General features: G+C 63.3%; 10 protein-coding genes and 1 pseudogene. 5 read left to right on the top strand and 6 right to left on the bottom strand.

What is annotated here, in order from left to right; genetic code table 11:
* Positions 1-182 precede the first annotated feature (182 nt).
* The gene (locus NKI58_RS12960; RefSeq protein WP_352853323.1) at positions 183-827 is read left to right on the top strand and encodes a hypothetical protein; all 645 of its coding nucleotides are present in this window, start codon (positions 183-185) and stop codon (positions 825-827) included.
* Between the two features lie 27 nt (positions 828-854).
* Positions 855-1,025 (top strand): hypothetical protein, encoded by a 171-nt coding sequence (locus NKI58_RS12955; protein WP_352853321.1) that lies wholly within the window; start codon positions 855-857, stop codon positions 1,023-1,025.
* Positions 1,026-1,076: 51 nt separating this feature from the next.
* On the opposite strand, the gene NKI58_RS12950 is transcribed toward NKI58_RS12955, so the two are convergent.
* Positions 1,077-1,703: a DUF1062 domain-containing protein gene (locus NKI58_RS12950; RefSeq protein ID WP_352574594.1), complete on the bottom strand. Its 627-nt coding sequence runs from the start codon at positions 1,701-1,703 to the stop codon at positions 1,077-1,079.
* 393 nt (positions 1,704-2,096) lie between these two features.
* On the opposite strand from NKI58_RS12950, the gene NKI58_RS12945 reads away from it, so the two are divergent.
* Positions 2,097-2,711 (top strand): LysE family translocator, encoded by a 615-nt coding sequence (locus tag NKI58_RS12945; RefSeq protein WP_352853319.1) that lies wholly within the window; start codon positions 2,097-2,099, stop codon positions 2,709-2,711.
* A gap of 9 nt (positions 2,712-2,720) precedes the next feature.
* On the opposite strand, the gene NKI58_RS12940 is transcribed toward NKI58_RS12945, so the two are convergent.
* On the bottom strand, positions 2,721-3,044 hold the full coding sequence (locus tag NKI58_RS12940) for a YciI family protein (protein WP_023678126.1): 324 nt from the start codon (positions 3,042-3,044) through the stop codon (positions 2,721-2,723).
* 137 nt (positions 3,045-3,181) lie between these two features.
* Entirely contained in the window at positions 3,182-3,745 is a 564-nt protein-coding gene (locus tag NKI58_RS12935) for a peroxidase-related enzyme (RefSeq protein ID WP_352574595.1), read from the bottom strand.
* Between the two features lie 130 nt (positions 3,746-3,875).
* Between NKI58_RS12935 and NKI58_RS12930 the strand changes: the two genes are divergently transcribed.
* Together NKI58_RS12930 and NKI58_RS12925 are read left to right on the top strand one after the other, a co-directional pair.
* Complete coding sequence (locus tag NKI58_RS12930) at positions 3,876-8,672, top strand: NAD-glutamate dehydrogenase (RefSeq protein WP_352782987.1); 4,797 nt, start codon at positions 3,876-3,878, stop codon at positions 8,670-8,672.
* A gap of 189 nt (positions 8,673-8,861) precedes the next feature.
* Positions 8,862-10,238, top strand: a complete 1,377-nt coding sequence (locus NKI58_RS12925; RefSeq protein WP_352782989.1) for an MFS transporter — start codon at positions 8,862-8,864, stop codon at positions 10,236-10,238.
* A gap of 39 nt (positions 10,239-10,277) precedes the next feature.
* On the opposite strand, the gene purH is transcribed toward NKI58_RS12925, so the two are convergent.
* The 3 genes and pseudogenes from purH to NKI58_RS12910 form a co-directional block, all read right to left on the bottom strand.
* Positions 10,278-11,894 (bottom strand): bifunctional phosphoribosylaminoimidazolecarboxamide formyltransferase/IMP cyclohydrolase, encoded by a 1,617-nt coding sequence (gene purH / locus NKI58_RS12920; RefSeq protein ID WP_352569505.1) that lies wholly within the window; start codon positions 11,892-11,894, stop codon positions 10,278-10,280.
* An 83-nt stretch (positions 11,895-11,977) separates the two neighbouring features.
* Positions 11,978-13,726: a heparinase II/III family protein gene (locus NKI58_RS12915; protein ID WP_352569506.1), complete on the bottom strand. Its 1,749-nt coding sequence runs from the start codon at positions 13,724-13,726 to the stop codon at positions 11,978-11,980.
* Between the two features lie 146 nt (positions 13,727-13,872).
* Positions 13,873-15,180 (bottom strand): annotated as a pseudogene (locus NKI58_RS12910) (RsmB/NOP family class I SAM-dependent RNA methyltransferase); the annotation flags it as partial.
* Positions 15,181-15,283: the final 103 nt, after the last annotated feature.

Raw genomic sequence — 15,283 nt, 5'->3', positions numbered from 1 at the left:
GAGGGGCGAAACACGCGTTCCTTCCCGCTGAGCGGACACGGCTTGTCGCCAGAAGGAATGTGGCGCCGGCCGCTCAGTGTCTCTTCAGAGGCTACAGCGGAGTCGTCGCAATACCATGATATTTTCGCTCTCTCCTTCTTTGTCACGGTAGTTTAGCTGTGGGTAAAGGCGGGGAAACGGGTGTGGGAAATGCCGTTCTGGCTTTCGTCCGGAGCCTTATGCAAGATGACATGCGGCGAAGGCTCGTTGCTCACAAGAATCTTGTTGGATTTGGCAATGCAGTATTGCCAGCGATCGAGCACGAACTTGCAAGGATCGATCTAGGCAAGGTTTCCCATCACGAAATCGCAACGCTTGTGGCGGGCCTCGCTACTGCTCTGCACGATATCAACGAAGACGCATCCCGACGATATATGTCGGCTTCGCTCGCAAGACCGATAACTCCCCTCATGCGAGCTGCGCTCCGCAGCATCGTCCGCTTTGCAATGGACGACTGGCGGCGGTCTTCGGTCGGCGGCATCATTGTTCTGGAGCATGGCAAGCTCGACAGTCGCTTTGAAGCCTCTCGGCACGTTGGCCGCTGGCTGGCAAATGTACCTGAAGCCGATCTGGTTGGCATTTCGCGAATCTACATAATCCCGGAACCTCCCGAGCCCGAATTCGCCGGTACCTACCTCCAGGCGGTATCGGTCATCGAGATTGTCTGGCGACGCCCATCCGAGCACAGGATTGGGAACGTAGTTCGGAGATTCATGATCGAGAAAACGCTCTATCATGAGGTAAGGACACCACGCGCTGCAGCATGTCGAATCTGGACAGGATCCTGATCAGGAACGGCAGGCAGACCGTTACGCATGGAAAATGATGCGCAAGGCACATCCCAATCTATCGATGCTTACTCTTCCCTTGCGATTCCTTGGCGCGTTTCACCGAAGGAAAAATGCCAAGGATTTGGAAACAGCTTAGGATTGCGTTTCGGGAAATCGGCGAAAGTGGTCGGCGCGGCGCAAGTTTCTTTCTTGTAGTCTACAACAACGAGGGAAGGGAGCACTCGTGTGCTCCCTTCCCTCGTTGTTTCATCCGCCGGCAGCCGAGATGATGGCTTCCCGGTCGGGCTCGCCGACGAGATAGACGCGGATCGTCGTTCCCGCTCGAGCCGGCTTGCGCAAGGCTTTGCCCCCGTCCGGACCAATGACCAGCAATCGTTTCTCTTCCCAAACCTGTAGCCGCGATCGCGGGACACCGAGTTCGCTGGCCAGCAACCGGTCGAGCCGCAGCGTTGTCGGCATTTCGAGCCAGAGCTGAAGTTCGAGAGCGCTGGTATTTTCCGGCCTGTCCCCGAGCACCTGCTTATGAACGATGGCTTCAGGAAACTCCTCGACGCGCCCGATCCTGCTTCGCAATGCGGCAACATCGAAGGCATGGCGCCGCGCCAGGACCGGATCGTTGCTTTCGAGCGCCTGCAATATTGCCGGTTCGATATCGCGGCGGCTGCAGCGCTCCAGAATGCCGAAATTCCAGGAATTGTCGCAGTCGATGCAGCGGTAGATCAACCAGGCGTCAATGCGCTTGCCATTGGCATTGACGCGGAATTTGCCGCTGCAGCGATAGGCTTTCAAGCTGCCGCAGCGATTGCAGTTGAGGTGAGGTCGAGGTGCGGTCTTGGGTGTGATCGCCCAGCGGATACGCAGTATCGAAGGCATGCCGAAAAGCCCTTCCCGTCGGGAAGTTCGTCAGATCGGCGATATCGAGAACCCTTGCGGGCACGGCGTGGCGAGAGACTGCGGCAGTCGGAAATCAGGTGTCGCGGGTGGTTATGCGCGACAGCGGTTCAGCAGTGCCAAACCGGTCTCGAACCGCCACCCGAGGAACACATGATGTGAAAACAGGCATCGCGACTGCGACGCCCTGCTCTGTGTTGGGGGAGTTGACGAGACCGGCGGTTACGTAGGCAAAGTGAAGCTCGGAAAAGATTTCGGAACGACATCTCTAGCCGTGAGGTGCCTGGCCGACAAGCCTTCTTTCGGTAGACGCTACCGTCGCCGGAACAGTTGGGTTATGTTGAACGACCCAAACATTTCAAACGAGACCGCGTCATGCATTTCACGTCGCTGCTGATTTTTGCCGGCGCCCTGCTTGTTGCAGCCGGCTCGCCCGGCCCATCGATCGCCGCTCTTGTGGCGCGGGTCATCTCGAAAGGGTTTCGCGACGTGTTTCCGTTCCTGCTTGCCATGTGGATCGGCGAAGCGATCTGGCTGTCCCTGGCGGTGTTTGGCCTCGCCGTGGTGGCGCAGACGTTCCACTTTGCCTTTGTCGTCGTGAAGTGGGTCGGCGTCGCCTATCTCGGCTGGCTGGCCTGGAAGATGTGGACGGCACCGGTCGAGGCCAAGGAAGGCGCGCTGCCGCGCGAAGATTCGCCCGTCAGACTGTTCTTTGCCGGCATGGCGGTGACGCTCGGCAATCCCAAGATCATGATGTTCTACCTGGCGCTGCTGCCGGCCATCATCGACCTCGGTTCGGTCAGCATGATCGGCTGGGTCGAGCTGACCGCGACCATGGCCGTTGTCCTGGTCGCTATCGATTTGACCTGGGTGCTCGCCGCATCACAGGCGCGCAAGCTGCTCAAAAGCAAGCGGGCGATGAAGATCGCCAACCGCGTCAGCGCCGGAACCATGGCCGGCGCTGCGGCGGCTATCGCGGCGCGGTCCTGAGCCGGCGCGTCAACCCATTTCGATTATCGGCGCAATCTCGACGCTGAAACCCGGGTCCGTCAGGATAGGACAATCCTTGGCTTTGCCGACGGCATCGTCGATGTCTTTCGCTTCGATGATGGTGTAACCGGCGGTCGGATTGCTACCGCCATTGTTCTCGACCTTGCCGCCGGGCAGCAGGGTCTTCGACATGCCGACTGGATTGCCACCATCGACCACGGCTGAGCCAAGCTTGCCGTACCAGCCGTTCCAGGCATCCATCGCTGCCTTCCGTTCGGCCTCCTCGGTCGGCATCTTGCCCGAGCCGTGATAGACGTAGAGAAATTTCGCCATGTTCTCCTCCTTTGATCGGCGGCATCGAACCGGCATGCGGTCATGCCGCATGCCGATCATCGGACCAAACCGGCAAACAAGCAACGAGAATGCGAAGTAGCTAATATAATGTGCGGTTGGCTCGCAACGGCGGTGCCCTATCGCGCCATCGCATGGTATTCATCGTTCGGCCGCATGTCGATTGCCGATGCCAGCCGGTTCGACATGTTGAAGAACGCCGCGGTCGAGGCGACGTCCCAGATGTCGCGGTCGGAAAAGCCGACTTGCCGCAGCGCCGCCCGGTCCGCTTCGACGATCTTTGCCGGCTGCTCGGTCAGCTTCACCGCGAATTCGAGCATGGCGCGTTGCCTGTCCGACAGCTCGGCGGCGCGAAAATTCATCACCATCATCTCGCCGAAGGCCGGGTCGCCGGAAAGCTGGCGCACCGCCGCGCCATGCGCGACCAGGCAATAGTAGCAATGGTTGACCGACGAGACGGCCACCGCGATCATCTCGCGCTCGAGTTTCGACAGGCCGGATTCACCCAGCATCAAATCATTGTACATGTCGGTGAAAGCGCGCAGCTTCTTCTCGTCGAAGGCATAGGCGAGCAGCACATTGGGAACGAGGCCGAGCTTCTCCCGGCACTTGGCGAAATAGGCCTTGGTCGCGTCGCTCAGCTCCGCCGGTGCCAGGTCAAGCGCGGTAATTTTCTCCGTCATGGCGGATTTCTCCTCGTTTTCGCCAGGCTGCCGGTGAATTCCGACATTTCGTCGCAAGCCGTCAAACCTTTGTCGCCAAATACCCGTCATCTGTTAGCATAGCCGCAAAAACATGTGACGGGAGGGACTCATGGCCAGCGTAAAGTCAGCGAGCCGGTTGAAAAAGGCCGGCGTGACGAGGGGTGAAGCCGCGGGTGGCGAAAAGCCCGGCAGGCTTGCCGACTACTTGCTGGCCCGAGCTCCGGCCGAAGATGTCGCCGCCTACGACGTCATCGATCTCGAACGCGCTGCCGAACTCGCCGGCCGCGCAGTGGCCAGGCACAAGAAGGACGACTGCGTCGTTGCCATAGACGTTGATTCCGGTGTCGTCCGCCAGGGCCGGCCGATGACGGTGATCACCGTCGTCAACGACAACATGCCGTTCCTGTTCGATTCCGTCCTCGGCGAGATTACAGAAAGCGCCGGCGAGCCGCTGCTGGTTACCCATCCGGTCATAGTCGTCAGGCACGGCAAGAACGGCGTCGAGGAAATCCTCGGCGATGGCGGTTATGCCAAGGGCGACCACAGCCATGACCGACTGAGCGTCATCCATGTCCATATCGGCCGCCTTTCGGCCGAGCAGGCCGAAGGCCTGGCCGCACGCCTGACGAAGCTGCTCGGCCAGGTGCGAGCCGCCGTCACCGACTGGAAGCCGATGCTTGCCCGCCTCGACCAGGCGATCTCGGAATTCCGCTACTCGCCAGTGCCGCTCGACAAGGCCCATGTCACCGAGGCGATCGCCTTCCTCGAATGGCTGCGCGACGACAATTTCACCTTTCTCGGCATGCGCGAATTCAACTACACTGGCGGCGAGACGAGCGGCATGCTCGAGCGCGCCGAAAAGCCCGGCCTCGGCATCCTTTCCGATCCCGACGTGCTGGTGCTCAGGCGCGGCACCGAAGCGGTGAGCACGACCCCGGAAATCCGTGCCTTCCTGCATGGGCCGGAACCGCTGATCGTCACCAAGGCCAACGCCAAGTCATCGGTGCACCGCCGCATCTACCTCGACTACATTGGCGTCAAGACCTACACCGGCAAAGGCGTGCTTTCAGGCGAGCTCCGTATCGTCGGCCTGTTCACCTCGACTGCCTATACGCGCTCGGTGATGAAAATCCCCTACCTGCGCTCGAAGGCGGAAACCGTCATTGCCAAATCCGGCTTCAATCCAAGCGACCATTCCGGCAAAGCTTTGATCAACGTGCTGGAGAGCTATCCGCGCGACGAGCTGTTCCAGGTTTCGGTGCCGATCCTGCGCAAGCATGCCGAAGCCATACTGGGCTTGATCGAGCGACCGCGCGTCAGGGCATTGGTGCGTGTCGACCAGTTCGACCGCTTCGTCTCCGTGCTCGTCTTCGTGCCGCGCGACCGCTACGACAGCGTCGTGCGCGAGAAGATCGGCACCTATCTGAAGACCGTCTTCGAAGGCCGGCTGTCGGCCTATTATCCGGCCTTCCCGGAAGGCGGGCTGGCGCGCGTCCATTTCATCATCGGCCGCTCCGGCGGCAGGACGCCGAAGGTCGAGCAGGCGACGATCGAGGCGGCGATCCGCGACATCGTACGGACCTGGGACGATGCACTGCGCGAGACCGCGACAGAGACCGGCGCCGATGCGAGACTCACGGCCATCGCCTCGCGTTTTTCGGAAAGTTATCGCGACAGTTTTCCGCCGGCCGTGGCGCTGGCCGACGCCGGGCGCATCGCCAAGCTCGATGCGTCAAATCCGATCGCCATCGACTATTACCGTCACACCGTCCAGAAGCCGCATCAGGCGGCGCTGAAGATCTATCACCATGGCAGCCCGGTGGCGCTGTCGCGGCGCGTGCCCGTGCTGGAAAACATCGGTTTCCGCGTCATCAGCGAGCGCACTTTCGAGGTCGGCGACATTCAATCCGGCATGGTCTTCATCCACGACATGGAACTCGAGAACAGCTACGGCAGGCCGATCGACCTCGGCAATGGCGGCGCGCTGTTCGAGGATGCGTTCCTTTCCGTCTGGCGCGGCGATGTCGACAATGACGGCTATAACGGCCTTGCCCAGACCGCCGGCCTGTGGTCGGGCGAGATCACCGTCCTGCGCGCCTATGGCCGCTATCTGCAGCAGGCCGGCATCCCGCAGAGCCAGGATTTCATCGCCGCCGCACTCAACCGTTATCCCGAGATCGCCCGCGGCCTGCATGCGCTGTTTGTCGCCCGCCTCAGCCCGACGGCCGAGACGGAAGGCGTCGTTCAGGCCAAACATCTGAAAGCCAAGATCACGGATGCGCTGGAAGACGTTCCCAACATTGACGACGACACCATCATCCGCCGTTATCTGAATCTGGTCGAAGCCTCGCTGCGCACCAATCATTTCGTTGCCGATACGAAACAGAAAGGCCAATCGCTGGCGATCAAGCTCGATTCGCAATCGGTCGACGGGCTGCCGGCGCCGCGGCCATGGCGGGAGATCTTCGTCTACGGCTCCGAGGTCGAGGGTGTGCATCTGCGCTTCGGCCCGGTCGCGCGCGGCGGCCTGCGCTGGTCGGACCGTGCGCAGGACTATCGCACCGAGGTGCTCGGCCTGGTCAAGGCACAGCAGGTCAAGAATGCGGTGATCGTGCCGGTTGGCGCCAAGGGCGGCTTCTACCCGAAAAAGCTGCCGATGAGCGCCGGGCGCGACGCAATTTTCGAGGCCGGCACGGCCGCCTACAAGAATTACGTTTCCAGCCTGTTGTCGATCACCGACAATATCGGGCTGGACGGCGTCATCCCGCCAGCCGGCGTCGTGCGGCGCGATCAGGATGATCCGTATTTCGTCGTCGCCGCGGACAAGGGCACGGCGACCTTCTCGGACATCGCCAACGCCATCAGCGAAAGGCACGGCTTCTGGCTCGACGACGCTTTCGCCAGCGGCGGTTCGGCCGGCTACGACCACAAGAAGATGGGCATCACCGCCAAGGGCGCCTGGGAAGCGGTCAAGCGGCATTTCCGCGAGATGAACCGCGACATCCAAACCGCGCCGTTCACCGTCGTCGGCGTTGGCGACATGTCGGGCGACGTGTTCGGCAACGGCATGCTGCTGTCGGAGCAGACCCGGCTGATCGCCGCCTTCGATCATCGCGACATCTTCATCGATCCCGATCCCGACATGGCGGCTTCGATGGCCGAGCGCCGGCGTATGTTCGCTCTCGCCCGCTCAAGCTGGCAGGATTACGACAAGACGAAGCTGTCCGAAGGCGGCATCATCGTCTCGCGCAGCCAGAAGTCGATCACCTTGCCGGCCGCCGCGGCCGCAGCTATCGGCCTCGGCAAGACAACGGCCACGCCGGTCGAGATCATGAGTGCCATCCTCAAGGCGCCGGCAGATCTTTTGTGGTTCGGCGGCATCGGCACCTATGTCAGGGCATCGGGCGAGACCAACCAGGACGTCGGCGACCGTGCCAATGACGCGATCCGCATCACCGCGCTCGACCTGCGTGCCAAGGTCATCGGTGAAGGCGCCAATCTCGGCGTCACGCAGCGGGCGCGCATCGAATTCGGATTGAATGGCGGCCGCTGCAACTCAGATGCGATCGACAATTCGGGCGGCGTGAACTGCTCAGACGTCGAGGTCAACATCAAGATCGCGCTGGCTTCCGCCATGCGGAAGGGATCGCTGACGCGACCGTCGCGCAACAAATTGCTGGCCGAGATGACCGACGAGGTCAGCGCCCTGGTGCTGTCCAACAATTACCAGCAGACGCTGGCGCTGTCCCTTGCTCGCAAGCGCGGCCTTGCCGACATTGCCCATCAGAGCCGCTTCATGGCGGCGCTCGAGGCGCGCGGGCTGCTCGACCGTGCCGTCGAGACGCTGCCGTCGCCTGCGGCTCTTGCCGAGCGCGAAGCGCGCGGCGAGCCGCTCACCCGGGCCGAGCTCGGCGTGCTGCTTGCCTATGCCAAGATCGTGCTGTTTTCCGATATCGTCGCCAGCGACGTGCCGGACGATCCGCATTTCGACCGCGACCTGATGGGTTACTTTCCCGACCGCATGGCAAAGAAATATGCGGCGGAAATCCACGGCCATCGCCTGCGCCGCGAGATCATCGCCCGTGTCGTCGCCAATGATCTGGTCAATCGCGGCGGCCCGTCCTTCGTCAACAGGCTGCAGGAAGCGACCGGGCGCAGTGCCGCCGATGTCGTGCGCACCTTCGCCGTGGTGCGGGATGGCTTTGCACTGCCGGCGCTCTATCGCCAGATCGATGCACTCGATAACCAGATCGACGGGCAGATCCAGCTCGACCTCTATCAGGCGGTCAGCCGGCTGATCTATGTGACCAGCGGCTGGTCCCTGAAGAATGATGCCGGCACCGCACCGCTCGGGCAGCGAATCGCCGAGTTGCAGGATGCGCGCAAGGCGCTGGAGCCGAAGCTCGTTTCGCTGCTGCCGGCCTTCTCGCGCGAGCGGATCGAGGAGCGGCGGCACAGCCTGTCGAAGGGCGGCGCGCCTGAGAGCCTTGCCGAACAACTGGCGTTGACCGATGTGGCGGAACTCATCCCCGACATTGCGCTGACGGCGCGGACGGCAAATGCCGGCATCGTCGCTGCCGCCAAGGCGTTTTTTGCAGTCAGCGATGTCTTCCGCATACCGCGCGTCGAAGATGCGGCGCGCTCGATCACGCCCTCGGATTATTACGATCAACTGGCGCTTTCCCGCGCCACCGACACGATCGGCGGGGCCAGGCGCGGCATCGCCGTGGCGGCACTCACTAGTCATGCCGAGGCGGCGGATCCGGTGACAGCATGGTTGGAGGCCGGCGGCGAACGGGTCGGACGCATCCGCGAGCGGCTGCAGGCTCTGACCGAGGGCGGCGACATCACCGTGTCGCGGCTGTCGGTGGCGTCCGGCCTGATGAGTGATCTGACGCAGCTGTGAGACGTCTTCCACATCGCGCGGGATTGCCGGGAAGAACTGCGCTCTTGAGCGAACGGCGCCCAGCGTTGGGGGGCGCCGGAGCATGATCCCAAAAAGTGACGATCGGCTTTTGGACAAGATCGTGCTCAACAAGAAGACGGAGCGTCATTCCGATTCGATCGGCATGGAGCAAGCTCCAGCGGAGGGGACATGGCTGAGATGGCAGTGCAGCGGGCATCGGGACGCGGCATCTGGGGATGGATGCTGTTCGACTGGGCGGCACAGCCGTTTTTCACGGTCGTTACCACCTTCATCTTCGGTCCTTATTTCGTCTCGCGCATGGCCAGCAATCCGGAGACCGGGCAAGCGGCCTGGGGCTACGGCATTGCCGCCGCCGGCCTCGTCATTGCCGTTTTGTCGCCGGTCCTCGGCTCGATCGCCGATCAGACCGGACCACGCAAACCGTGGATAGCCTTCTTCGCCGCGGTTAAAATCACCTGCCTCACCCTGCTGTGGTTCGCCGCGCCCGGCTCTAATCTTTTTCTGGTCGTGGCGTTGTTCTCGCTGGCGTCGGTCGCGGCGGAATTCTCGACTGTGTTCAATGATTCGATGATGCCCCGCCTGGTGCCGAAGAGCGACATCGGCAGGATCTCGAACATGGCCTGGGGACTCGGCTATCTCGGCGGCATGATCGCACTGATCTTCGTCGTTACCGTCATGGCCGGCTCGCCTGAAACTGGCAAGACCGTCGTTGGGCTCGACCCGATCTTCGGCCTCGACCCCAGGCTCGGCGAGGACGCGCGCGCTACTGGGCCGTTATCGGCCGCCTGGTATTTCCTGTTCATCCTGCCGATGTTCTTCTTCACGCCTGATGCGATCAAAGGCATTCCAATCGGGCCGGCGGTGCGCGAGGGACTATCGGAACTGAAGTCGACGCTGGCCGAAGTGCGCAAGCGCAGCGGCATTTTTCGCTTTCTCGTCGCCCGCATGATCTATCAGGACGGCGTCAACGCACTGCTGGCGCTGGGCGGAACGTTTGCGGCGGCAATGTTCCATTGGTCGATTACCGAGATCGGCCTGTTCGGCATCATCCTCAACGTCGTTGCCATCGTCGGCTGCCTGGTTGCCGCACGCCTCGACACAGCACTGGGTTCCAAGACCATAGTGATGATTTCGCTGGTCATGCTGAGCATCGCTACGCTCGGCATCGTTTCGACCGGACCGGGCTATACGCTGTTCGGCGCCTGGGTGATGCCCGGACTGGATGGTGGCGGATTGTTCGGCACGGCGGCGGAAAAAGCCTACATTTTCTACGGCCTGCTGATCGGGCTTGCCTTCGGGCCGGTGCAGGCATCGTCGCGCTCCTACATGGCGCGCAGCGTCACCGCAGCCGAATCGGGCCGCTATTTCGGCATCTATGCGCTGGCCGGCCGGGCAACCAGTTTTGCCGCACCCTTCATGGTGGCCACGATCACCCTGGCCAGCGGCTCGGCGCGGCTCGGCATGGCGGCGATCGTGCTGTTCCTTGGCGCCGGCATGGCGATCCTGATCGGCACGCCCTATCCGGCGGATCGGCCGGCGCAGTGAGCTGCTCTTGCCTTCTCCCACAGCGGGAGGGTAAGGCGTTCAATGCCGGAAATGCCTCACTCCGGTGAAGACCATGGCAATGCCGTGAGCGTCGGCGGCGGCGATGACATCGTCGTCGCGCATCGAGCCGCCGGGCTGGATGACGGCTGTGGCGCCGGCTTCGATTGCCGACAAAAGCCCATCCGCGAACGGGAAAAAGGCATCCGAGGCGACGACCGAGCCCCTGGTCAAAGGCTCCGTCAGGCCGGCAGCCTCGGCCGCGTCGAGCGCCTTGCGCGCCGCGATGCGCGAGGAATCGACCCGGCTCATCTGGCCGGCGCCGATGCCGACTGTAGCGCCATCCCTGGCATAGACGATGGCGTTCGACTTGACGTGCTTTGCCACGCGAAAAGCGAATTTCAGATCGGCCAATTCGGCCGGCGTCGGAGCGCGCCTGGTCACCACTTTCAGCTCGAGGTCATCCACCACCGCGTTGTCGCGGCCCTGGACCAGCAAACCGCCGGCAACCGATTTCAAGCCAAGACCCGCCGCGCGCGGGTCGGGCAGGCCGCCGGTGACCAGCAGGCGTAGGTTCTTCTTGGCGGCAATGATGCGGACTGCTTCTTCGGACGCCTCCGGTGCGATGATCACTTCGGTAAAGGTCTTGACGATCTCTTCGGCGGTTCCGGCATCGAGGATGCGGTTCATGGCGACGATGCCGCCGAAGGCCGAGACCGGGTCGCAGGCCAGCGCCTTGGCATAGGCCGCCTGCAGCGAAGCGTCCTCAGCGACGCCGCACGGGTTGGCGTGCTTGATGATGGCAATTGCTGCGGAGCGCGACGGGTCGAACTCGCCGACCAGCTCGAAGGCAGCGTCGGTGTCGTTGATGTTGTTGTAGGAAAGCTGCTTGCCCTGAAGCTGGCGCGCCGTGGCGACGCCCGGCCGCCTGTCGCCGTTGACATAGAAGCCGGCGCCCTGATGCGGGTTTTCGCCATAGCGCATCACCGACTGCAGCTTGCCGCCGAAGGCGCGCCATGTCGGATGCTCGATCTCAAGCGCCTCGGCGAACCATCCCGAGATCGCCGCATCGTAGGTGGCGGTGCGGGCAAAGGCCTTGGCTGCCAGCTTCTTGCGGAAATCCAGCGACAACGACCCGAAATTCATCTCCAGCGCGTTGAGCACCGAGGCATAGTCATCGGGATCGGTGACGATGCCGACATAGGCGTGGTTCTTGGCCGAGGCACGGATCATCGCCGGGCCGCCGATGTCGATGTTCTCGACGATCGCCGCGTAGTCGGCGCCGGAGCGACGCACCTCTTCGAACGGATAGAGATTGGAGATGACGAGATCGATCGGCTCGATGCCGTGGTCGCGCATCGCTGCGGCGTGCTCGGGATCGTCGCGCACGCCAAGCAGTGCGCCATGCACCGACGGGTGCAGCGTCTTGACGCGGCCGTCCATGATCTCGGGAAAGCCGGTGAGCTCGGACACGTCGCGCACCGCCATGCCCGCCTCGGCAAGGGCCCTTGCGGTGCCGCCGGTCGAGACTAGCTCGACGCCGGCCGAAGCCAGCGCCCTGGCGAAATCGATCAGGCCGGTCTTATCAAAGACGGAAAGGAGCGCGCGACGGATGGGTACAAGGTCGGGCGCGGGAATGTTCTTGGCGGCGACGGCCATGGGCTGGCGGCCTTTCCAGTTCTGGTTGGGAGCGTCCGCGGGCCGTAGCATATGAGGCCCGGAAATCAAGCCGCAAGACTTGATCAGTGTCTGCCGTTGCCACCGGCTTCAGCTTTTTCCGGACGGCCGGCGATGATGGTGCGCGTCAATTGCCAGTGGACCTCGGAAATTTCCGAGGCCTTGAACGCAAGCACGATCTGGCGGCTGCGGCGCGGGCCGCCAAGCCCTGCGAAATAGATCGATTCCTCGACCTCGGGCACCACTTCGGTAGAGGTAAACACCCAGGTGTCGGCATGGTCGGCGGCCAGCACCAGACGGTCATGCTCATCCTGGAGCAGGCTTATATCGGGATGGACATGGAAACGCACCGTGACGAAGTCACGGCCATTGTTGCGGATAGAAGCGCCGCCCGGGCGCAGGAAACGGTCCCTGCCGGCAAGCACATTGCCGTCGGTCGATAATTTCAGCTCGCGCTCATGCAGGAAGCCGAAGCGCGCCACATAGCCGTCATGGCGGGCGATGAAGCCCTGGCTGCCCTTCTGGTCGGTGCGCTTGCAAGGCACATGCTGCGGCCCGCCGATCAAAGGCGTGCCGAGCAGGTCGTTGACGCGCAAGGAGTGATTGAAGCGCGCCGACGACGTGTCGTTGATGGTGGCGGTCGAGTGGGCGGCGGTGGCGCGGGCAAGCGGCCGGAACTCGGCGGCGCCATAAGTGTCTATTCCGGCGTTGACGATATAGTGCTGGCGGCCCGACGACAATTCGAAGGCGAGGCATCCGGCGTGAGCGGCATTGGATACGTCGACGAGGGGCGGCGGGCCGGTATCGGCGATCACAGTGACACCGCCCATCGACAGGCGCTCATAACCCGAATGCGGCGCGTGCAGCAACGGTGCGCCGGCGGTGTCGTCGTGATGCAGGATGCTGGCGATACGGTCGTGAATGGTGGCGCCCATGCCGTTGAAGCGGGCAAGGCTGCCGTCCTGATGGCGAAAGAAGCGCAGTGCCGGCAGCATCCGGTCGATGGCGCCGATCAGGGCGGCCGGCGGCGTCTCGGCCTGATTGGCGTATGTCTGGCGCAACGGCAGAAGGTCGGCGAGGATTTCAAGCACGGTCATCGGATTACGCGAGATATGGCCGCCGTCAGGCAGGATCTGGCGGTCGAGCTCCTCGGCGAGATTGCGGGTAGCACCGCGTAGCGCCGAGGCCGGCGCCGGCAGCGACAAAGCGGCAAAGGCCAGCGCAATGCGGGCGCGCAGCCTGTCCTTGCCGTCCGGCATCTCGCGCACCATGGCGCGCAGATAGCGGATCTGGACGGCGAGCGATTTCAAGAACGCGCGGTAGAACGGAAATTCGGCGCCCTGCAACACGATCGAGGAATGCTGCAGCCAGGCAATGACACGCTTGGCCGTCGTGCCGGGCTCCCAGGCGACGCCGGAAATATGGCTGCCATGGATTGCAATCCAGTCGGAAACCAACGCCCGCGCGTTGGCGGCGGCGAGCTCGGTACCGGCGGCACGCATATGGCGCAGCCAGCGAAAGCCATGCAGCGTTTTTTGCCAGCCGGGATTGGGCACGTCGATCTGGAAGGGCGATTTGCCGCCGGTCTCGACCAGATGCCCCGAAAGCGGATAGCGGCCGTAATAGATCTCGAGCGCGATCTGAGGATCGGCGAGCCGCAGGTCCGGTGGGGCGATCAGGACGCGCTCCGGCGTGCGGCCTGAGTAGCGCCAGCGATAGAGTGGCCCGGCGCGCAAGCGCCGGCGCGTCTTGCGCCAGAACTCCCTCGCGACAAGCGTCCACAGACGCGTCGTGTTACCGGCAGCGATTGCCAAAACCCCTCCTGATCGTCCTCACCCAAGCACAAGTTTATATGATTCAAGAACTTGTGCGAAGGCGAATTCCGCGGCGGTGGGGCCGTTCAGCCTGTTTTCCATGCCTCCTCGCCCCATGAAGCCGGACGGCACTTCAAGATCGTCCCTTAGCCGGCTCTGCGCATGCGGGCGGCGAAGAAGCCGTCCAGCCCGGAGCGGCCCGGCGAGCCTAGCTCCAGATCGGCAGGCGTGGTGCGCAACGTGCCTTGCGGCGTCAGAAACGGGTCGATGCCGGCGATCTCACCCGGCCGAAGCGGGTCGTCGACAATCTCCGCATTGCCGGCGAGAAAGTCGCGATAGAGCTCTTCGCCTTCCAGCGGATCGAGCGAACAGTTGGAAAAGACGATGCGTCCACCAGGCTTGACCAGGGTGACGGCGCGGGCAAGCAGCCGGCGTTGCAGGTCGGCCAGTTTTTCGACGTCGGCCGCCGTCTTCGTCCAGGGAACGTCGGGATGCCGCCGCACCGTCCCGGTCGAAGAGCATGGTGGGTCGAGGAGGACGGCGTCGAAGAGGTCCTTCGGCTCGTATTTGAGCAGATCGGCCTGGACGATCTCGGCGGCCAGACCGAGCCGTTCGAGGTTCTGCGTCAGCCGTGCCAGCCGCGTTTTGGACATGTCGAGCGCGGTGACGTGGGCGCCGGCGAGGATCAGCTGGGCGGTCTTGCCGCCCGGCGCGGCACAGAGGTCGGCGATTCGCAAACCATTGATGTCGCCGAACAGCCGGGCCGGCAGGCTGGCCGCTGCATCCTGAACCCACCAGGCGCCTTCCCCAAAGCCGGGCAGTTCGGTCACGGAAGCGCTGAGCTTTTCCACCCGCACCGTGCCGGTCGGCAAGACAAAGCCGCCGAGCCGTTCGGCCCACAGCGCCGGGTCCGACTTGACCGAGAAATCGACCGGTGCCTCATGGCGATGGGCGAGCAGTATCTGCCTGGCCTTGTCGAGGCCGTAGACCGTTTTCAAACGGTCGGAAAACCATTTTGGCGCCTCGTCGGTAGCGGCACGTGCTGCGGCGAGCTCGTCCTGCTTGGCCCGCGCCAGCGTGCGCAGCACGCCGTTGACGAGGCCGGAAAAGCGCGCCGTGCGCGGATCGGACTTGGCGTGTGTCACGGCGAGGTCGACGGCGGCGCTGTCGGGAACATCGAGGAACAGGATCTGCGCTGCCGCCACATGCAAAATGTGCGAAAGCGCCGTGGCGTTGGGCGGCAGCGGCTTTTCCAGGCGACGGGCCAAAAGGCCTGATATGGTCATGCGGTAGCGCAGGGCGGTGACCAGAATGGCGCGCACCAAGGCGCGGTCGCGCAGGTCGAGCGCCTTGTACTGCGGATGGCCGTTCTCTTGGTCGGTCAGCCCGTCGAGCGGCGTCCTCGCGTCTATAACCGTGGCAAGCAGGCGCGCGGCTGCCTTGCGCGCGGCGGGGGCGGGGTACGGCGGCGCCCCGCCGTTTTTTTGAAACTATGGGAGGTTTAAAAAACAGGCCGGGCCGGCCCAAACGTTTATGTTTTTTAGCGGGGGGGGGCGG

Origin of the sequence: Mesorhizobium sp. M0522, from assembly GCF_040321085.1 — a bacterium.
Classification (GTDB): domain Bacteria; phylum Pseudomonadota; class Alphaproteobacteria; order Rhizobiales; family Rhizobiaceae; genus Mesorhizobium.
Note: the sequence above shows the minus strand (reverse complement) of the source record. Positions and strands in the feature narration are given on the sequence as shown.